Source organism: Coleofasciculus sp. FACHB-1120, from assembly GCF_014698845.1.
Lineage (GTDB): Bacteria > Cyanobacteriota > Cyanobacteriia > Cyanobacteriales > FACHB-T130 > FACHB-T130.
Genome location: NZ_JACJTV010000023.1, coordinates 1 through 20,230 on the forward strand (window position 1 = coordinate 1; position 20,230 = coordinate 20,230).

The 20,230-nt window shown below is 39.7% G+C and carries 15 protein-coding genes; 3 read left to right on the forward strand and 12 right to left on the reverse strand.

Annotation, left to right across the window (positions count from 1 at the left end):
• Positions 1-121 precede the first annotated feature (121 nt).
• The 11 genes from H6H02_RS18650 to H6H02_RS18700 all read right to left on the reverse strand — a co-directional run bounded on the left by H6H02_RS18650 (position 122) and on the right by H6H02_RS18700 (position 15,280).
• Entirely contained in the window at positions 122-1,195 is a 1,074-nt protein-coding gene (locus H6H02_RS18650) for a glycosyltransferase family 1 protein (protein ID WP_190820476.1), read from the reverse strand.
• A gap of 399 nt (positions 1,196-1,594) precedes the next feature.
• The gene (locus tag H6H02_RS18655; RefSeq protein ID WP_190820478.1) at positions 1,595-2,896 is read right to left on the reverse strand and encodes a glycosyltransferase family 1 protein; all 1,302 of its coding nucleotides are present in this window, start codon (positions 2,894-2,896) and stop codon (positions 1,595-1,597) included.
• Positions 2,897-2,980: 84 nt separating this feature from the next.
• Positions 2,981-3,925, reverse strand: a complete 945-nt coding sequence (locus H6H02_RS18660) for a glycosyltransferase family 2 protein (protein WP_190820480.1) — start codon at positions 3,923-3,925, stop codon at positions 2,981-2,983.
• 98 nt (positions 3,926-4,023) lie between these two features.
• Positions 4,024-4,728: a hypothetical protein gene (locus H6H02_RS18665; RefSeq protein ID WP_190820482.1), complete on the reverse strand. Its 705-nt coding sequence runs from the start codon at positions 4,726-4,728 to the stop codon at positions 4,024-4,026.
• Positions 4,729-4,859: 131 nt separating this feature from the next.
• Positions 4,860-6,176 carry a glycosyltransferase gene (locus H6H02_RS18670; protein WP_190820484.1) on the reverse strand — a complete coding sequence of 439 codons (1,317 nt, stop codon included), beginning with the start codon at positions 6,174-6,176 and terminating at the stop codon, positions 4,860-4,862.
• Positions 6,177-6,539: 363 nt separating this feature from the next.
• The gene (locus tag H6H02_RS18675; RefSeq protein ID WP_190820486.1) at positions 6,540-7,553 is read right to left on the reverse strand and encodes a class I SAM-dependent methyltransferase; all 1,014 of its coding nucleotides are present in this window, start codon (positions 7,551-7,553) and stop codon (positions 6,540-6,542) included.
• Positions 7,546-10,473, reverse strand: coding sequence for a glycosyltransferase family 2 protein (locus H6H02_RS18680; protein WP_190820487.1), 2,928 nt, complete (start codon positions 10,471-10,473; stop codon positions 7,546-7,548). The genes H6H02_RS18675 and H6H02_RS18680 overlap by 8 nt, the downstream gene beginning before the upstream one ends.
• 110 nt (positions 10,474-10,583) lie before the next feature.
• Positions 10,584-12,359 carry a glycosyltransferase gene (locus tag H6H02_RS18685; protein ID WP_190820489.1) on the reverse strand — a complete coding sequence of 592 codons (1,776 nt, stop codon included), beginning with the start codon at positions 12,357-12,359 and terminating at the stop codon, positions 10,584-10,586.
• A gap of 313 nt (positions 12,360-12,672) precedes the next feature.
• Positions 12,673-13,029 carry a hypothetical protein gene (locus H6H02_RS18690; protein ID WP_190820491.1) on the reverse strand — a complete coding sequence of 119 codons (357 nt, stop codon included), beginning with the start codon at positions 13,027-13,029 and terminating at the stop codon, positions 12,673-12,675.
• A gap of 107 nt (positions 13,030-13,136) precedes the next feature.
• A complete protein-coding gene (locus H6H02_RS18695; protein ID WP_190820493.1) occupies positions 13,137-14,390 on the reverse strand; it encodes an ABC transporter ATP-binding protein in 1,254 nt (417 codons plus the stop codon).
• A gap of 44 nt (positions 14,391-14,434) precedes the next feature.
• Positions 14,435-15,280 (reverse strand): ABC transporter permease, encoded by an 846-nt coding sequence (locus H6H02_RS18700; protein WP_190820495.1) that lies wholly within the window; start codon positions 15,278-15,280, stop codon positions 14,435-14,437.
• A gap of 446 nt (positions 15,281-15,726) precedes the next feature.
• On the opposite strand from H6H02_RS18700, the gene H6H02_RS18705 reads away from it, so the two are divergent.
• From H6H02_RS18705 to chlG, 3 genes are all read left to right on the forward strand, one after another.
• Positions 15,727-15,921, forward strand: coding sequence for a DUF2862 domain-containing protein (locus H6H02_RS18705; RefSeq protein ID WP_190820594.1), 195 nt, complete (start codon positions 15,727-15,729; stop codon positions 15,919-15,921).
• 6 nt (positions 15,922-15,927) lie between these two features.
• Positions 15,928-17,025 carry an ArsA family ATPase gene (locus H6H02_RS18710; RefSeq protein ID WP_190820497.1) on the forward strand — a complete coding sequence of 366 codons (1,098 nt, stop codon included), beginning with the start codon at positions 15,928-15,930 and terminating at the stop codon, positions 17,023-17,025.
• Positions 17,026-17,114: 89 nt separating this feature from the next.
• On the forward strand, positions 17,115-18,107 hold the full coding sequence (gene chlG / locus H6H02_RS18715) for a chlorophyll synthase ChlG (RefSeq protein ID WP_190820499.1): 993 nt from the start codon (positions 17,115-17,117) through the stop codon (positions 18,105-18,107).
• A gap of 344 nt (positions 18,108-18,451) precedes the next feature.
• Here chlG and H6H02_RS18720 read toward each other — a convergent pair whose 3' ends face one another.
• Positions 18,452-20,083, reverse strand: coding sequence for a glycosyltransferase family 39 protein (locus H6H02_RS18720; RefSeq protein ID WP_190820501.1), 1,632 nt, complete (start codon positions 20,081-20,083; stop codon positions 18,452-18,454).
• Positions 20,084-20,230: the final 147 nt, after the last annotated feature.

The following is a 20,230-nucleotide window of genomic DNA, read 5'->3' on the forward strand; positions in this document are numbered from 1 at the left end:
CCGTATTTGATAATTTGAGCAGATTGGCACTTGGGGCAGTTCATTAAGTTGTCTGCAATGATTGAGGTTCTTGGTTGACCAGCCTACCATTACTATGCGGGACTACCTATTTTTGCTGGGTTTACAAATATCGCTGAAGGACTTGGGCAGTTGCTTGTCCAGTTTTTGTCCAGCTAAATTGACTGGCTCTAGCGAGACTAGCTTGACGAAGACGCGATCGCAACCCTGAATCCGTGGCTACTGCTTGCATGGCTTCGGCAATTTCCCCCACGTTGTAGGGATTGACTAAAAGGGCAGCGTCACCCGCGACTTCTGGCAGCGAGGAGAGATTGGAAGTAATTACAGGGGTGCCGCACGCCATTGCTTCTAAAACGGGCAGCCCAAAGCCCTCCCAGAGGCTAGGGAAGACGAGAGCGATCGCTTGATTAATTAGCGTCGGCAATTCCTCGTAAGGAACGTAATCTAAAAATTTTACTTGATTCTTTATACCTAGCTGTTCCGCTTGCGCCATCAACACAGGCGTATAACGTTTATCGCCAGATCCAGCTATCCATAGTTCATTGTCACAACAACTCGGTAAAGTAGCGAAAGCGTCAATCAAGCGAGCAATATTTTTGTAGGGATCGTGACGACCGATGTAGAGGAAATAATTGCGGGTAAGAATATCTAGGAAGCGAAAATGATTCGCGTCATAAGCCAAATGAATTGGCGTAATTCTGTCTTCTGGGATGCCGAAGAAGTCAATAATATCCTGAGCAGTGGCGCTAGAGTTACAGATAATATGCTCAGCTTGCGCTAAAACTTGGGGAATGTAGTAGCGGAAGTAGGGCGTTAGGGGAGAAAAACGTTTGGGAAACCGCAGCGGGATGAGGTCGTGAACCATTACCACCGAACGGCAATCCGTATATAACGGCGCTTCTGGAACTGGGGAAAATATTAAACTAGAATTCAATTTTTTGTAAATTTCGGGCAACCGCCGCTGCGTCCACAGCAGGCGGAAAAAATGTCCTTTTGACCCTTGTGCAGGGGTTAGATTAGGCGAAACTGGGTAGCAGCGATAGTTGGGAAAAGTTTGGGCTGTCAGCAAGGTCGGATTGAGAGACTGGAGATGCGGAAAAAGATTGACGGCATAGGTGCTGATGCCAGTAGGTTTGGAAAAAATGAAGGAAAGATTGACTAGCAGTGGAGACAACAAAGTTAGTATCTCTTTTTTAAATAGAGGAAGACGCCGTAAAGTTTACCCAATGCGACAGACGGTTTTACTACAAGTAGGATGAGCGCATAGAAAACAAGGCGGATAAACCGTAGCGATCGCATAGTTTATCCCATATTATATAAATCAAAATTTTGACTCAAGACAGGAGCCAGTAGTTGAGTTAATAGCAAACGCTTCCAACCTTCTCGTGGAGATAGCTTACCAAGAATTTTTGATTTTAGTTACAATAATAATTAGAAAATAAAAATACTGAAGTTGAAGCTATACCTATGTAAAATATTACTAATAGTATAGGGGCTCTTCTTAGATATTTTTCTAAGTATAATTTGCTGCATATTTATTTAAAAATCGGGTTATTTTTATTTATAGATAAATCCTTTACTTATATAAATTAGATAGTAATTCTTGAGCCGATTCTTGCCAAGAGAAAGGCTTATATTCCGTCTTAAGTCGATTTACTAACTGATTATAATATGCGTCTGAGCTAAGCAGATGTGTTAAGGCTTTATACAGTTCTTGTGGTTGATTAGGATCGAAGTAAATACAGAAGTCTCCCCCTACCTCCGGTAGAGAGCCACCAGTGCTTGCAATTACAGGTTTGTAGTGTTGTAATGCTTCTACAACTGGTAATCCAAATCCTTCATAGAAGGATGCTTGAACTAGGCAGTAGCAGTTTTCATATAGAAGTTGTAGCTGAGAATCAGTAATTGAACCGAATATGTGCATGAACCTTCCATACTTCTTATTTAATTCAATTAGCCTGTCTGTCTCTAGATCCCATCCCCGATTTCCTGCAAAGACTAAATGAACGTTTTCATTTGAGTCTCCTAATAAGTCAAAAGCTGCAACGATAGTTTTAATATTTTTATGAGGAACTAAGCTACCTACTACCAAAATATATTGCTCATTCAAAACAGACTTAAATTCTGTATCCTCACTACCGTTATCATCAGTAACTTGGAATTCTTGAGATTTAATAGAATCGCATCCTAGACGAAAACTTGTTACTACTTGATTAGGATTTGTATTCGGCAATATGCCTTTTTCCTTTGCCTCAAGGTAATCTTTAGCACTTTGTCTGGATATCCCTATAACTCTATCGACTAAGGAAGAATACTGAATAAAAAACTCAGAGAAAGCTTTACAAAAATCCTTCGAGCAAAATTCTGGAAATTTTAGCGGGATTAAATCGTAACATACTAACACAATAGTTACACCGTGATTTTTCAATCTTTTTAAAAAGTTGTAGTACGAATTAGGTAAATCCCAATTTGAATCAACAATTAAGTAAACATCTTCTGGTGAAAGCTTAACTCCTTCAAAGGCATCAGATTCTTTCAATGTAGTAATTGAAGGTTTATAAAACAAATATTTAAAAAACGACGCTTTTCTAATTTTATTATTAGCTTTGTAAACAAACAAGTTAAATTTATTAATTATTTTAGTAATAACTGGGTTACTAACTAGATTGCTTTTACTAGCCTGGGTTTCATTCTCCGGGTATAGAGAAGTGACTTTACTAATAAAGTTTCCATCAAATTTAACTGGAATTGCTTTTATATTAGCGTTAGTCAAACTGAGCTTGGTTAACTCTAATGTAAGCTGGCGAACTACTCGATGGATACCTGTATTCTTGTATGTATGATTAGCTGTATGGGTGCAGTCTATAAAAATTCTCATTTGAATACCAACTTATAAGTAAATAGAATTTTTAAATTTCGGACAAGTTTGTTTAATCTAAATTCTCTGAGATTTTCTGTTTTATTAATTTTTTTTCTTGAACCATGCATTTCTTAGTTTGAACCATGCATTTCTTAACTTCCAGAATTTGCTAGCTTCCATTCCTGCTATTTTACCTTCTAATTCAGCATTTTTTATTTCTATTGCTGTAATCTGGCTTTCCATCGCAGAAATTAAGACCCTCCGTTCCTCAGAAAGTTTTTGAATTACATGAATAAATTCTTGTAATTCTATAATCCCCTCTTGTAATTTTGATATTCTCTTTCTAACCCAATAATCGGTTTGAAATAATGGAATTTGATTTTGAATCTTAAACATTTCACTAAGCGTTGCTTTTATATCGCCAGATAACCCTCCTTGATAATAAGAGAAAATGGTTCTAGGATAGTAAAATACATTTATTTCTTTATGCTCTATAAGCCTAGCAAACCATTCATAATCTGCTGAAATCCTGTAATTTTCGTTAAACAAGCCTAATTTGGTAAACAAACATGCATTAAAAAAAATAGCCCCTTGAAGAAATAAAGCGCCGTATATCATTGCTTCAGGAATATCGTTTGGAAGTGGAGACTTCCAAACGCTTGTCTCTTTATGTAATAGAGGATTAGGTCGGAGATGTGTATCCCCATAAAGAAATTCACAGTTAGGATGTGCTGAGATAAAATCTACTACATCACTAACTACATGGGTATCATATAAATAATCATCTGAATTTAGAAAGTTTATAAAACAACCTGTGGCTAAATGGATTCCTTTATTCATAGCTTCATACAATCCATTATCAGGTTCGCTGATAATTTTTGTAATGCTGCTATCATAACGAGCAATGATTTCTTTAGTTTTATCTTTAGAATTGCCATCAATAACAATATATTCAATATCTTTATAAGTTTGATATATTACACTTTGAATAGTTTTTTCTATCGATTTTTCAGAGTTTTTGCAGACTGTAATAATCGAGATTTTCATAGTATTTCTATTGGATTCATAAGTTATCTAACTCCTAAATTACTTGGTAGCCATCAATTAAGAGTTGAATTTATAGTATGGATTTTGACGAAATAATATTAGAATTTATTCACCTTAATTACTAATCCTCCCCCTATGTAGTTAATTTTAACAGTATATTCTACTCGTCCTTTCAAATCTTCATTTAAAAACTTCTCTACTGCCAGTCTTACTTCGTCTCCTTCCACATCATCAACAAAAATAAATTCTGGTGTAGCTGTAAGAGCCAGCTTTAAATCTGCATACTGGTTTTCAAAATCATGAGCAGCATCAACTACTACAAAATCCGACAAGCTAGGCAGATGATCTAGGGTTCGCAAATTTACCTTGATTAGCTCATATTTATTAAATTCTCGCTCTTGAAATAACTGCTTGGCGACCTCCTGAGGCTGCCAAGGTAAGCCGTTATCGTGGCGTATGTTTTCCCCAAACATATCAAGTCCAATATACGATGCACCAGGAGTAGCGCTTATATAAGCATCAGCACTAGAACCAGCATGAGTTCCTATCTCTAAAATTTTTTTAGGGGATATTGTTTTGGAAACAGCAAAAAAGCAACGATATTTATGCTTAAAAGCTTCTTCTTGTTTTAAGTAATATTCTTGATCGTACTGCGTGAAAACACTATATTTGGAATTGGGCAGCCAATCACAAATAAAATAGTTTTCGTAGAATCTCCTTAGAAAAACTTCCGAGCTTGTAGGGTTTCTTATTAGGGCTAAATCTTTAATTTTCTTGCCTATCTTTTTAATGCTTGAGATCATGATTTAAACTCTGATAATTGGAATTGGGTTAAATAGAGTAGCTCAGCTTGCTAAAATCTTCGTTCTTTTTACAAATTAGGGTGTTCATCATTTTCCGAAAATTATTTTACTTTTTATTGTCTTAATCAAATTTAGCAAAAGATTCCTTGCTTGCTGGGTTCTTTTGCGGCAACGCCTAATACATCAGTTTTCTCAAATTGTACTACACGTTTCAGGTAATCTATCCAACGCTCACCCTGAGCTTTAAGCGTAAACTCTTGTTCTACTATCGCTCTTCCTGCCCTACCGAATTCTTGGCATTTAGCTGGACTTTTCATAAAAAAATCAATTTCATTAAGCAATGCTTGGGCGCTAATCTCATTTGCTAATCGTGCATTGACATCATGCCGTGCTATTTCAGGTATGCCCCCAATATTGAAGGCCACTACAGGTAAGGAGCAGGCTGCGGCTTCGCAGAAAGTTTGACCAAATGCTTCTTCCAAAGAAGTTCCCACAAAAATATCAGCAGCGCTGTAAACTAAGACCATTTTTCGGTAATCTCGCAATAGCCCCGTTCCCTGGACACCTTTAATTTGATGAGATTCAGCACCAAAAACGACAAAATGTGCTTTCTGTTGAAGTTGTGATACTATTTCACAAAAGATATGTCCACCTTTACGATAGTCACTCATATTGACTGCTCCACCCAAAATAACAAAGCAGTCTTGGGGAATCCCTAGTAACTGACGAGCTAATGACTTATCTATTTTTCTAAACAGCTGCTCATCCAATCCATAGTAAACACAATCAGCATAGTGAAGTCCTGTCAGAGCTTGTCGTGCCATCTTGAGAGTCCACTGGCTATTGGCTGCTAAAGGAACTCCCTGAGAACCGCAAAATATTTCTCGACGCAAAACCCATTCATCAAAAATTTTGTCTGGAGCAAGAGACGGGTACTGATCCCAGGTAGGGCAGCTGTCATTACAACCAATTTCGTAGCGATGGCACTCCCCAGGGTAGGCACATCGACCCGTTATTAAATAAAAGTCGTGCAAAAATGCAATTGCTACGCACCCAAGTGATTGTAGTGCGGGAAGTAGCTTAAGCGACCACCCAGCACCGTGAAGGTTACCTAAAATTATCACATCAGGATATCTAAGACTTGCTTCCAGTACAATACTATCGATAATAGATGACTGACTTACACCGTAATGGGAGTGTAGGTAAGGTAAACCACTCATGCCTAGCCAAGAACCAGTTGCTTTAGCTGGGATAAAAGGCACATTTTCTTCTTCAGCACCAGGTGTCCAGCAGAGAGCTGCAACATCATGACCCATTAGAAGAAACGATTGAATTTGACGTAAGAGAGCCAACCCCGCTCCATACTGAAAACCTAAATCATTAATGAATAGTATACGCAAACTCTGACCACTCGAAAGTTTATTTCTAATACTCTGTAGGCTCATCATCAGTTAAATATCCTGCTTTTTTAAAGAAAAATAATTAATCTTGATAAACAGCTCAGTTTGTTCATATTAATATTGGTTGAGGAAGCTCCCTGGTAATTCAATCAATTGACGAACAAACTGAGCTATCACTCCTATTAATATAGCCTTCTGTACAAGGTTCTTCAAGAAGTAATATTCCTCATATGGATAATGCCACACTAGAATCGAATATTTTTCTTACATTCAGTTACAATGATGTAAAATTGAGCGCCTAATTGCACCTTGATTAGCATTTAGGTAGGGTAAGCCAGCCATACCTAGTTAAGAACCAGTTGCTTTAGCTGAGAAAAAAGGCACATTTTCTTCTTCAGCGCCTTTGATCTTTTATCGGAGGTTTGTAGGCGTTTTAAATTTTAATTCAATTGTTTGTTTGAGATATTCTGGATAGCTAAGTTGTTGACGATTCTGTTCGACCTCTGTCGTGTCAATTGCGTAAAGAATATGATAATGATCAGATGGAGCTTTATAGCGTTTGACTTTGTAAGGAGGTATTCCTACCAAATTGAGAAAATCCATTATCAGCCCATCTGTCATCTGAAAGCTGTGATAAATCAGGTTACCACTTTGGCTTTTCCAACCCGAGTGGAGATCCAAACGATGCTCGTTGATGTCTACAGCACCTGTATCAAAAATGACCATTTCTTTGGCTAAGTTAATAACTCGGAGCAATCCGAAAAAGGGAAACAAAAAATGGTTATGTACTTCTGATAAAAAAACAATATCGTGCTGGGGAACAGTCAAGTCTAGTAAAGCATCCGTATTAACGAATGAAACGTTTTTATGTCCCAGTATATCGGCTGACCATACGGCACTTTCATACTGACGCTGAATAATTTCTACTCCGGTTACGTGAGATGCACCCAGCTCAGCAAATCGAAAACTAAAAAATCCATTTGAGCTACCTAGTTCTAGTACCGATTTTCCGACAACATTGGGCAATATATCTTTGATGTAGAACCACTTAGGCCAAGGACGCAAAATAGAAGCTTCCTGACCAGTGAGTCTTTTTCCTAGAGTATTAACACCCCCTTCATCTATGAAAGCCCAATTATGATTAGAAGTAGACGTTATTTTGTGATGTGGATAATCGATTCTTTGAAACCAATGAGGACAAAAAGATTGAATGCGCGTTGCTATTTCTCCTTTTAGAGACTCCTTGGTTTGAGGAGAATCATCTTTTTCCAGGATTTTCCTAAGGGTTACTACAGCCTCTTCTAATTTCTCTTCGGAGAATAGAGGTATTACTGGACTATCTTCAAAAGGTTCCCTTTGGTTACTTGTATTAACTGCTCCAGTACGATGGATGTAATTCCCAAGGTCTAACTCTTCTCTAGTCATATTTTTTTACTTTTGCAAGATTTTGTTTAAATTTAGCATTGAATTCTTTTAGCTCATCTATAAAAGGTAGATTATCACCATATGTTTTCTGCTGCTCGTGGCGTCTAAAAAGTGATAGGGAATCTGGAATGTGAACTATATTAGCTCCATGATAGGCCATTCGCACCCAAAGTTCATAGTCCATGCTGTAAAACAGGCTTTCATCAACTTGGGCCCCGGAGCGTTCCCAAATTTCTCGTGTAAAAAAAACTTCTGGTTGATAGAAAAAGTCTGCTTTTTGCCAAGAACCATCAATGTCTAGTAGTCGCTCAAGAGGCAGAGAAACTACCTTGCCAACTGGCATAACGTTATGATGCGTTTTGAAGGGTCTTTGGTTATTTCCTAGAGTAAGCAGACAGCCTCCAGCTACTAGGTCTGTAGTATAGGTGTCAAAAGCCATAGCTACTCGGAAAAGCGTCCCCGGTAAATATCGATCATCACTATTAAGCCATGCCAAGATATTACCAGTGGCATGACTAAAACCTTTATTAAGAGCATGAGATTGCCCTCGATCGGGTTCGCTTACACAATAAGCTAGTTCACAACGGTATCGCTCTAGAATAGTCGGAGTGTTATCGCTAGATCCACCATCAATCACTATGTATTCAAGGTTGGGATATCCTTGCAAAAGTACAGAGCGCAAGGTTTCTTCCAGATAAGCTCCTTGATTGAGGCTGACTGTAACAACGGATATTTTGGGCCAAGGTTTTCCAGACGGCAAGGTTGAAGGAACTTGAGGGACAGAGTAATTCCACGGCCACTGTAACAGTGGATCATCTGTTGATTTTTGCCAAAATGCATCTAACCAAGTTTGAGGCGGAGTTTTATAAAATAGTAAATCTTTAAGTATCCTCTCTGGAGAATCCCATCCCTGTTTAAGTAAGCGCTCGTTTGAAGTAACACCAAAAAACATAACTTTATTTTTGGGCGACAAACGGCCTTTCAGCAGCAGGAGAGTTTCTTCTGGAATCTTTGTATTTAGCAACAAGCAGTCATAATCACCAAAATTTATTCTGTCTGTTGCAATCATCCACTCACTTAGTTCTATAGGAAGGGTTTCAAAACCATAGGCGAGAAAATTGTTTTGATAACTTTTAGAATTTATACACGTTACCTTCGTATTGGTTTTTGAAAGTAGATTTAGAAAATGTAAATTATCTTTTGATGGATTGATACAAAGAACTTTATTAATTTCCGCTAAGCAGCTAGATAAAAACTCAGATGTCTCTAAATTAACATCTTCTCCAAGACTCCTGGCATTTATAAAAGCTTCAATACTGGGTGAGTCAATCTCAATGTTAGCATTCACTATCTCTTGTCCCTCTTGTCCGGAAGTTTGAACTTCGGAAGAGGGAGGAATACTGATTGAAGCGTTGGAACGAAAAATTGTAGATGGCTTCCAGCGATCGCGGAATAACAGGTTATAAACAGGAACAAATAAGTTATAATTTCGGTAAATAAAATTATATAGACCAGTTTTATTCAAGAATGTTTTAATCAGTTTCCTAATAGCTGCTTTATTAGTTGTTAGAAAAGCAAGTTCTTCTAGTAAGTGGTTGTTAGAAGCTTGCAATCCATGAACTGTATTATGTAAGTGGTTGTTAGAAGCTTGTAGCTGCTCAATTGTATATTTTAAGTAGTTGTTCGACTGATATAGTTCATCGATTAGGCGCGAACGCACCACATTAAGTGAGTGCAGCTGTTCTTTTAGGTGACTAACTAAGTGCTTTTGCTCGGCTAAGGATACTTCTAAAGTAGAGTTTTTATCCTGTAACTCTTGTACAGTAGACTTTTCCTGTGCTAAAGCTACGTCTAAACGTTGTAGCTCCTGACCACGGTACTCTATATCTACTTGAGATTGGTGCCACTGAGATTGAAAATTCCCTAAATCTGTCTGAGTCTGTTCCAGTTGTGATTGAGTCTGTTCCAGTTGTGATTGAGTCTGTTCCAGTTGTGATTGAGTCTGTTCCAGTTGTGATTGAGTCTGCTGCCATTGTTCCTCAATCTGGTGCCGTAAATCAGTTGCTTGGCTAAGCGATTTGTCACGGAACTCAATGATTTTCCAAAGAGCATCGACTTTTTGTTCAACTTCCATATTTTCATAACCTAATAACTTATCTGCTTGCTGGCAGTTTGCATCTAAACTAGCTGCAAGATAGGCTTCACACTCATGGTTGCTTTTCATGACAGTTATCTTCTCCAGTTTATTTCCTCTACTAGAAGTGAGAAGAGTGTTATCTCCCGTGCAATACTCAAATTTACTAAATTCGGTAGTAAAAGAATCATTATAGTTAATACCAAGAGTATCACATATTTGTTTCAGCTCTTTTTCCGGTTCTTGGCAAAAAATTTCGTAGTGAAAGACTGGATACATCGATACTGCTTGTGCATAAGCTAAGTAATAAGTCCCAAATTCTTGAACGGATAAGTTTCGGAACTGTTCAAAGGTGCGTGTTATAGATTCATAAACATCAGCAGAACGACGTGTTAACACTATAGGACGATAGCTAAAACCATAATGTGAGAGATACAGTTCTTGCTCTAAAAATACGCTAGGAACGTATATGTCATTGCTGGCCTTAGCCAAAAAGTTCAAAGTTACCCAATCTCGAATAATTAAATGGCTGCCCTGCTGTTGCACAGATGTTGCTAGCCACTGTATTTTTTCTGCATAGCTTTTCTTAGCAAACCCAGGAAAATCTGTAGGTGACAGCAACTTGAACCAGTCTCGTGCCTGAACTTCAATGGGGACAACTGAGGCATGAGGATTCACTTCTGAGAGAACAATGTTACCTGGTATACAGCCCAAACAACGGTTGATTAAGGTGCCGCCAGAGCGAGCAAAAGCATATATTATGGGGAAAGTTGTAGTTGTTAGCATGAGTTTTGAAAAAATTAATAATTAGATTATGCAAGCCTGTAATTTGTTGTGTTTTTCTCATAGCTCGCTCAGATACTAAAAACCGAAGAAAGGAAAATCCTTTATTTTTGCTACCGTTTATACATCCATTTGGGCAAAATTATTTTAAGAATAAATTTGTAATCAAATTTATTTGGTTTGTATTGTAGAAATTGAAAATAGCATTTTAAAGCCTGCTTTCTACTTCTTCTTTTACCTTGAATGTCTTCTATAGCTTCCTCGGCTGCACGTTTAGCGATGTCAGCTATCCACTCTTCTAATTTTTGTTGAACCTCTCTTCTTTTTTTAACATTAATATCCTTCAAAAGAGGTTTATTTTTGCGATAAACATATTGTACAGATGCTAAATGCTGGGCTGCATCTGAACTAGAAAGCCCCTTATTATGAATGCGTGACTCGCTTAATAGCTCGTTGGAGTAAATTGTTCGATATTGTTTTGATAAACGAATGCGTATATCAAAATCTTCATATAATTTTAGCTTTGGATCGTGAAATCCGATTTTCTTCAAGGCTGCGTATGGTATTAATTCCATACGAAAAAGATTGCGTTTTGGGAATTCCCTAGCAAAAGTCTGGCAAAAAACCTCACCGTGGGGAGGCACCTCTCCTTCCGCCCAAACCCCAAAATGAATGCCATCTACTGTCATATAGTAGTTGTTTGAAAAAGCGATTTGTGCATTTGGATTTTGTTGAAGCAACTTCGCTTCTTTTTCAAGTTTAGTAGGGAGATATCTGTCGTCACCATCGACGTAAGTAACATAGTCTCCCGTTACTGCTTGTAGGGCATCTATCCGAGTCTGCGCTATGCCTTGATTGCAAGTATGATAAATTGGTGTTATTAGCTCAGGATAACGAGAAGCGTAAGCAGCAATCACTTCTTGAGAACCATCACTAGAGCAATCATCAACAATAATAACCTGACTTGGAGGCAAAGTTTGAGCCAAAACACTTTCAATTGCCTCAATTAAATACTTCTTTTGATTATAGGATGTAATATAAACTGATATTTTTAAAGAGTTTTCCTTCAAACTAGGAAAGCTATGTACCCCACTACTATCGAAATACTCTATCCCTTTCCACTCTTCTTTAGTTGTTCGCCAAGTTGGATAAAAGCGATCCATTAAGCTTCCACACCAATAATCAAACGTTGCTCGTTCTTGCCCAGTCCATATAGTCCAGTGATAAGGCTCACGTTTAGCTACATTATGACGTTTAGCTTGTGGAATAACAGGAGTTTTTAAACCCATCCAGTCGATGATTTCGGGCAACTTTAAGTTAATTTCTTCTAAATGTAATATTCTAAAACGCTCAGCAGCGTGTTCATTTAGGTCAGCTTCAATAATCCGATTAACATAGCTCCAATACCAACAGCAACGTCCAAAACGATCCAGTTTGCTCCATTCATCAGGACTCATATCGCCACAGCGATCACCTTCAATTCGACCGTCTATCCAAGCTTGCTCAATTAGTGAGCATTCCTCATAATGGTCGTGATTTTCTGAGTGACCAGTATACCATTGCTTTTGATATGTTGATGCCACTACATCTAATCCATTACGAATTAACCATATATATTGGGCTTCAGGAAATGCTTCTACTAAAACTGGAATAATTAGAGATAAGGTTTGATTCGATTCACAATATATAGAGTTATTAATTGTAGAATTACGAGTCTCCAATAAAATCTTTTTTATTTCTTCGGCCTTGATAACTCCATAACGATAGGCAGATGATTCTCCAATTAACTCTGGAGGTGGTTCATGTAGACATACGCATCCATTAACTATAGACAGAGTTTCAGCAATTGTTGTTGTTCCAGATCTACCTGTACTCACTATAAAAAACATAAGTGCCTCAGTTTATTATTTGAATTAATTTTAAATTGTAATTTGTGCATTTTATCATTATTAATGATTCAATGTTTATTCAAGAAAAGCCTTTATAAAATAAATATTATTAATTTTATTTACTTATTTAATTATTTTTCATAAATTTCCTTTTTTTTGCTAACCAGCTTTGTTAAGTAATTAAAGGTTTGTAATAATTAATCTCACGTTAATAATTTCCTCCAAAAATTTTAAGTTTGGCGTTGATATAGATAATATCCCCTTAGTTTTAAGAATTTTAAAACTTCTTTAGTTGTAAAAATTATATTAACTCTCAAATGCTCAAAAACTTCATTAAATAAAATTGCATCAAAAAAATATCTGGGGAAGGGAGACTTTCTAAGTCTACATCACATTTTTTTATATTTAAATTAAGTTTAGTTATTGCATTTTGAAAGCGATTAGGTAGAATATCTACTCCATAAATGTTGTATTGAAATTTGTTTAATGCGTCAGTTAGTATTAGTGGTATTGATTCGCCCGTGTGCATAAATTTGAAACCAATTGCCAAAATATGCTCATCAGGCTCTATCAGTTTTAACGCTTCATCAATTGCCGTTAAACTTGTTATCAATGGAGCCTCACTTTCTACTTGAATAAGTCTGTTTGTTAGTTGTTTGTCATTCCGCATAGGCACCTGTATTTTTATAAGGTTTAAGCTTTAACTTTAGTGAAAGCAAGTTTTGGTATCATATCAAGCATTTCGTAGCCATTAACAAAAGCTTTTTTATTCTAAGTTTATGATTTGATTTCATCCACAGCTAGTTCCAGAATCTTTATTTTTAAATCAACAATCCCTAAAAATTTTTTCCTGCTAGATGGTAAAACTTCAAAAGTTAAGATTTTTGACTGTTTGTCTATTGGGAAAAAGTGATTATCTGATTGACGCTCTTCTAAAACTGCTGTTAAAAAGTAATTTCCTTCTGCTAATGATACTTTAAATGAAAATATTACAGTTTGCCTAATTATTTTTTCTGATTGATTGGTTTTTGAAAGTCTTAAATATTGACCTCCAATAGGAAGCATTTTGCGATCTTGAACAAATAAGCTAAAGGAAGGATGATTAAGAGAACTTAAAAATTCTATTTGGAATTTAACTTTTATTTCATCTCCCAGTGCAAAAGCGCCATGTAAACAGTCTATATCTATAAACTCTGCTTGTATGATTCTTCCTTCATCTGTACCAAATGCAATCCCTCTATCACCAGCTAACGAATGTTTTTTCTTTACAGGTGAGCTTCCTGAGAGCAATTTTCTTTGCTCATCGCGCATATCTAAAAAATATAATTCTGCCAGATCATCAGGGGAGCCAAACCCTCTCTCTTTCCCATTGACAAGATAAAGCACATCTTCACAAAGCAGCTTAACAGCTCCAATATCGTGAGAAACAAATAGAATTGTAACTCCAGATTGAGTTAAATGCTCTAATCTTTCAAAGCATTTAAACTGAAAAGCAGCATCGCCCACAGCTAACGCTTCATCAATAATTAAAATATCAGGTTCTATATTGACAGACACAGCAAAAGCCAGCCTTACTACCATACCGCTGGAATAAGTTTGAACTGGCTGATCGATAAAGTCACCAATGTCAGCAAAAGCAGCGATTTCATCAAATCGCTGCTCCATTTCCTGGCGGCTCAGCCCCAGAATAGCCCCATTGAGGAATACATTCTCACGACCAGTAAACTCAGGATTAAAGCCACTGCCCAATTCTAGCAATGCGCCAATCCTACCATTTACCTCAATGCTACCTGAGGTTGGAGTCAGGGTGCCTGCAATAATTTGCAATAAGGTACTCTTCCCAGAGCCATTGCGACCAATAATTCCAACAGTTTGACCCTTGAAAACCTCTAAGTTAATGTCTCGCAAAGCCCAAAATTCTTGAGCATAAGTGCGTCCTGGTAATAAAATTTCCTTCAATCGATCTACAGGATGTGGATACCGCTTAAAACACTTTGAAACATTCTTCAAAGAAATAGCAATTTCACTCATGACACAACTGACGCAAACACCACAACTCTTACATTCAACTATAACTAGAGTACATCAGCAAATGCCGGACGTAATTTTCTATACACCCATAAGCCTCCAGAAAACATCACAACAGAAACTACTGTAACGACCATCCATTCTCGCCAGTGCTGCACCTCTCCTACCAGCACCAAATCTCTATATACTTCTGCGATTGCTGCCATAGGATTCAACCAAAACACCCAGCCTCGCCATTGTTCTGGAATTGCTGACGCTGGATAGATAAGGGGTGTCATGTAAAACCAAAGATTCAAGATAACTGTTAGTGTCTGAGGAATATCCCGCAAAAATACTGTCAGACCTGCTGCTAAATAGCCTAACCCTGCCGTCAACAATAACTGCGGTAGCCAAACTAAAGGCAACAGCGCCAATGTAGTGTGTAGAGTTCCAGCCGATACCGCTACCAACACAATCAATGCCATCAAGCCAAGCGAAATTTCAATAAACGTCGATAAAATCGGCACCAGCGGTAATAAAGCTAGCGGAAACACTACCTTCTTGACCAAGTTTGGTTGCCCTATCACTGACCTCGCTGCCTGGGTAAGTCCACTGTTAAACGCAATCCAGGGAAGCAAGCCCGCAAATAGCCATAAACCATAGGTAATATTATTCGTTGGCAAACCTTTCAGACTCAGCTTTACCTGCAAAACAATTGAGAAAACATAGGTGTAAATCAGCAACTGCGACAGCTGATTGACCAAAGGCCACAAATTGCCCAATACCGAACCCTTATATCGTGCTTCCAAATCCCGCCGCACCAGGGTTCTCAATAAATCTAACTTTGCCCACCACAGGTCATTAACCGGCAGCCAATGCCTCACCCTGCCAGCCTTGCGAACAACTGCTTTCATCGACTTCAACAAATCCCACTACACTCCCACAACCAAAACACGAAGCCACTTTTTTCTATGAAGCTGAGTCAAACCTTAGAGTTCCCATTGTCGCTTATTGGCATTTGTTTGGTTTTGTCACAAGTCTAGTCTATTAAGTTAAAGATGATATAGGAAATTTACTGCAATACAAGCAGAAGTTTTACGAGTGACAGTTTATGCCAAGAGTCCAAGAGTCAAGCGTAACAGTCTCAATGTCATCTTGGTGCTAGAGAGCCAAAGTGTCAGAGCAAAAAAATAAGTGTAAAAACCTTCCCTGAGTATTGACCAGAGGAAATCTGAACCCGGAAGAAAGCGATGTCCTAAGAGGACGACCTTCGGTTCGCCACCACTTAAGCAAACCAATCTTCGAGGTTTTGCCCTAAACTGTGGAATGATTTGGAATGGTTCATTGCATCGGAGCAGTAATGGAGATCGGTCAAAAAGTTAAAGTATACCGCCTCAGAGACAGGGTTTCTCCCGCTGTTGCTAATAAACTGGGGAAAGTCGGCAGCATCAAAGGCTACAAAATGACGGATGGTAGTGGCGTTGGCGTCGTCGTGCAATTTGACGACAACTCGACCACTTGGTTTTTTGAAGATGAACTGAAACCCGCACAATAAGAACAGATGGCCCTGATTTTAACGTTTTTGGGCAAAGGCGGCACGGGTCGCACCACAGTCGCGATCGCAGCCGCCAAACAACTGGCAAGCAAGGGAGCGCGAGTGCTACTTGCCGGACAAGATCCCGGTCCCACTCTCGGATTGCTTCTGGGGGCGTCCCCTAGCCCTGATCCCCAGGAACTAGAGCAAAATTTACAGGTAGTACAGTTCCAGTCTGCCGTGCTACTCGAACGCAGCTGGGAAGAAGTCAAAAAACTGGAGGCACAGTATCTCCGGACGCCTCTGCTGAAAAATGTCTACGGTCAGGAGTTGGGCGTTCTGCCAGGGATGGACAGCGCCTTGGCTCTCAACGCCATCCGCGAGTACGAAGCCAGTGGCAAATACGACGTAATTATCTACGACGGCAGCGGCGACCAGACCACCCTGCGGATGCTGGGGATGCCAGAGATCCTCAGCTGGTATATTCGCCGCTTCCGGAAAGTGGTGGAAGATTCCGACCTGTGGAGAACCGTTTCGCCGTTCATTCAACCCATTAGCAGCGCTGTTCTCAACGTGTCATGGAGTGGGGATAACTTTGCCCAACAGCCCACCAATGAGGTGAACAATCTGCTGGAGCGAGGGAGAGCAGCAGTCGCTGACCCTAACCGCGTTGCCGCCTATTTGGTGACGACGAGTGCGCCAACTGCTGTTTCTACTGCCCAGTATTTTTGGGGCAGTGCCCAACAAGTCGGGCTGACCGTAGGAGGCGTCTTGCTCAACCAAGAGTCGGTCACAGAAGCCATTTCGGAAAACTTTACCCCGCTTGCGGTCAGCTCCCTTCCCAGCTCGCCACCAGGTGACTGGCAACCGCTGATAGACGCCCTCCCGGATTTGCGCCAAGTTTCGGGGCTACCCAAACCGATCGAGATTGACATTCCAGGTCGTCAAGTACGTCTATTCTTGCCTGGTTTTGATAAAAAGCAGGTAAAACTCACCCAATACGGGCCTGAAGTTACTATCGAAGCCGGAGATCAGCGGCGCAATATCTCCTTACCCCCCCAGTTAAGCGGTCAACCCGTCAAAGGCGCTAAATTTCAAAATAGTTACTTGGCGATTTCGTTCTAATTGGTCATTGAGAATTGGTAATGGGTAATAGGTCTTGATAATGACCATTACCCGTTACCCATTACCTATTACCTATTACCCATTAGCAAATGACAACCGACAAACAAGAAAAAATCAATAACAACCCATCTGAGCGCAGTGCGAAAACTCGGCAACTGCTAGGCATGAAAGGTGCCGCTCCTGGCGAGACTTCTATCTGGAAAATCCGCTTGCAGCTGATGAAGCCGATTACCTGGATTCCTTTGATTTGGGGTGTTGTCTGCGGTGCGGCTTCTTCCGGTGAATACACTTGGACTCTGGAAAATGTCCTGAAAGCGGCTACTTGTATGCTGCTATCGGGACCTATTTTGGTTGGGTATACCCAAACTTTAAATGATTTTTACGATCGCGATATCGACGCGATTAACGAACCCTACCGTCCGATTCCCTCTGGTGCCATTTCTGTTCCCCAAGTGGTGACGCAAATTTTGCTGCTGTTATTTGCGGGGTTAGGGCTTTCCTACGTTTTAGATAGATGGGCAGGGCATGATTTTCCTACCATCACCTGCATTGCTTTGGGCGGTACGTTCCTCGCCTATATTTACTCTGCGCCACCGCTGAAGCTGAAGAAAAATGGCTGGTTGGGTAATTACGCACTAGGTGCCAGTTACATCGCTCTGCCCTGGTGGACGGGTCACGCGCTGTTTGGGGAGTTAAACCCTACGATTATGCTTCTGACGCTGTTCTACAGTTTGGCGGGGTTGGGAATTGCCGTAGTGAATGACTTCAAGAGTGTTGAAGGCGATCGCCAACTCGGTCTACAATCGCTTCCGGTGATGTTTGGCGTTGGAACGGCTGCATGGATATGCGTACTCATGATCGATATCTTTCAAGCTGGAATTGCCGCGTATTTAATTAGCATCCACCAAAACCTTTATGCGGCAATCTTGATATTACTCATCATCCCTCAAATCACTTTTCAGGATATGTATTTTCTGCGCGATCCCCTGAAAAATGATGTGAAATATCAAGCGAGCGCTCAACCATTCCTAGTTCTAGGAATGCTGGTTGCTGGTTTGGCTTTAGGTCATGCTGTTTATTAGTAAGTTTGCTTGAACAATTCCCTGGCTGGAATTGCCTGGGCTGTGAAGGTTTCCGAGTAATGGCTACTTTTCCTAAATCAATGAGAAATAGGTCAGGTGCCAAGCCAAGTCTAAGTGATCGCCGAAAAAAGGGGGGATTAACAATTCAGGGCGATGAGTTGTGGTCTCTTGTAGACAACCAGGACAACAAGCATTCTTGTCTAGTTAGCCCTGGATGTAGATACTTGTGAAAAGGCTTATTGCTTTGATGAACTTCTTCCCTATCCCTATTCAAGGATCTGGCTGTGGGAGAAATTTACAATTTCCCTCGACTTGGAGTGACAAAAGAGCAATATGCCATTCAGCTACTGAGTTGTTTTTGCTTCCCAGAATTCAAATTTGTAGCCTTTAAAAGCTAGATCAAACTTGTAACCCTGTCTTCTCTCAAGTTCTTCTCGCAAAGTTTCAGAAGCATCGAATAAAAACACCTCACTGAAACCATCAGCAGCTAGAAATGTTTTTGGTTGGCTCACCAACTGTAGCTGTACTTTTGGACTGAGCAGATGGCTGAGAGACAATACACTTCCCGGAATCTTAGTATCGCTAATCACAAGTGGATAGGAAGCTTGGTTAACGATGCGAGCCACTTGAGGATTATAAGTGTCCATAAACTTGTTCCACCATACTTCTGCGGGGAAACTGATCGCACAAGATAAGACTCCGCATGAAAGCACAGTAACCATCAAAAGCTGCCACAGTTTTTGTTGCTGGATGGAATTAAAACTCCAAGTAATTTTACTCGTTAGAAGAAAAGCAACCGCTATCTGTATTCCTAAATAACAGGGAATTAGATATCGTGGTGCTGTAGATAAAAATCCCCCAGTCAGTAAATCTCGTAGCATTAGGGGAATAACCGCCATCCCAGTAAAAGTCAAAATAAATAACCAAACTTTCACAGGAGTATGGCGACAGAGGAAATAAATCGAGTAACCAACCAAGATTAAAGTTAGAGGGATGGAGAAAGGGTCATCATAACCAATTGGATCGAACCAGTTACCACTAGGATCTACATCTAAGAAAATATTGCTGAGATTACGAGTCCACCATTTAACTAAAGTAAATAAGTTGGGTGGCTTTGGAGCTGATGCAACTCTATCAATGATGCGATCGCTACTGAAAACAACCAAAATCCAGGGTACAAAGGTTAAACTAGCCCCTATTGCTGCAAGCAAATAAGCAATAAAAGCTTTATTTTCTCGATGGATTTTAGTTAAAGTGACATAAATGCCATGACCAATTAAAGTCAGCCCAAAAAACAAGTTTGAATAGAGTCCCAACGCCGCTGTTACGGCATAAATTATCCAACTTAGCTTAGTCTTAACCCGGATAGCTCGCAGCAGTGCTGCACTCGATAGCAAGACTGCCACCGTCCACAAACTATACTGCCGCGCTTCCTGCGCGTACAGTACGTGCAAGGGAGAAATAGCGATGATAGCGATCGCTATCCATCCCGTCAGCGACGACTCAAATAATTCTCGGCACAGCCAATAAATGCAAGGGAATGCTAGCAAACTAATTAGGGCACCCAAACTCCTTACCACTGCTACTGAACTGCCAAAGCACTGCACCCAAAATCGCGCCATCACGTAATATAACGGCGGATGCTCTGGGTATTGTGCCAGCACCTGCATGGTATCAATTAAGTCTTTTTCTGAATTGGGGCGCTGATACTTTTGCAAGTCTTCGACACTGATGAGGCGGCCATCAAAAAGTTTTTGTTGTACTTCTGGTTTGGAATAACCAGAAATCCGCATTGAGGTAAAAGCTTCATCGTGTTGATAGACTTTCCGATCTAAATTTGTGAATCGAAAAAATATGCCTAAAACCAGTACGATGATGACTAAAAATCGTAGCCAAGTTGGAGGAAGTTCCCAGGAGCGGGAACTTCGGCTATTTAGTTTAGTATTACTGCTAACCTGACTCCCAGTATTTAGCATATCGCTTTTCCTATATCCTCTTTCAATCCACCAATATCAAGTGCTTAAACTTAGCCTTAAAAGGCTGCATATTCTTTTGATTAGCCTCTGCACGCTTTTCAGAACCACGAGCCATCTAATTTTGTAGATAAAAATTTAAGGTTCCCG

Coding starts and splice junctions, on each gene's coding strand:
- H6H02_RS18675 (WP_190820486.1), bottom strand. CDS start 7,553: ATGACTAGAGAAGAGTTAGACCTTGGGAATTACATCCATCGTACTGGA.
- H6H02_RS18705 (WP_190820594.1), top strand. CDS start 15,727: ATGGAGATCGGTCAAAAAGTTAAAGTATACCGCCTCAGAGACAGGGTT.
- H6H02_RS18700 (WP_190820495.1), bottom strand. CDS start 15,280: ATGAAAGCAGTTGTTCGCAAGGCTGGCAGGGTGAGGCATTGGCTGCCG.
- H6H02_RS18670 (WP_190820484.1), bottom strand. CDS start 6,176: ATGATGAGCCTACAGAGTATTAGAAATAAACTTTCGAGTGGTCAGAGT.
- H6H02_RS18660 (WP_190820480.1), bottom strand. CDS start 3,925: ATGAAAATCTCGATTATTACAGTCTGCAAAAACTCTGAAAAATCGATA.
- chlG (WP_190820499.1), top strand. CDS start 17,115: ATGACAACCGACAAACAAGAAAAAATCAATAACAACCCATCTGAGCGC.
- H6H02_RS18720 (WP_190820501.1), bottom strand. CDS start 20,083: ATGCTAAATACTGGGAGTCAGGTTAGCAGTAATACTAAACTAAATAGC.
- H6H02_RS18680 (WP_190820487.1), bottom strand. CDS start 10,473: ATGCTAACAACTACAACTTTCCCCATAATATATGCTTTTGCTCGCTCT.
- H6H02_RS18695 (WP_190820493.1), bottom strand. CDS start 14,390: ATGAGTGAAATTGCTATTTCTTTGAAGAATGTTTCAAAGTGTTTTAAG.
- H6H02_RS18710 (WP_190820497.1), top strand. CDS start 15,928: ATGGCCCTGATTTTAACGTTTTTGGGCAAAGGCGGCACGGGTCGCACC.
- H6H02_RS18655 (WP_190820478.1), bottom strand. CDS start 2,896: ATGAGAATTTTTATAGACTGCACCCATACAGCTAATCATACATACAAG.
- H6H02_RS18665 (WP_190820482.1), bottom strand. CDS start 4,728: ATGATCTCAAGCATTAAAAAGATAGGCAAGAAAATTAAAGATTTAGCC.
- H6H02_RS18685 (WP_190820489.1), bottom strand. CDS start 12,359: ATGTTTTTTATAGTGAGTACAGGTAGATCTGGAACAACAACAATTGCT.
- H6H02_RS18690 (WP_190820491.1), bottom strand. CDS start 13,029: ATGCGGAATGACAAACAACTAACAAACAGACTTATTCAAGTAGAAAGT.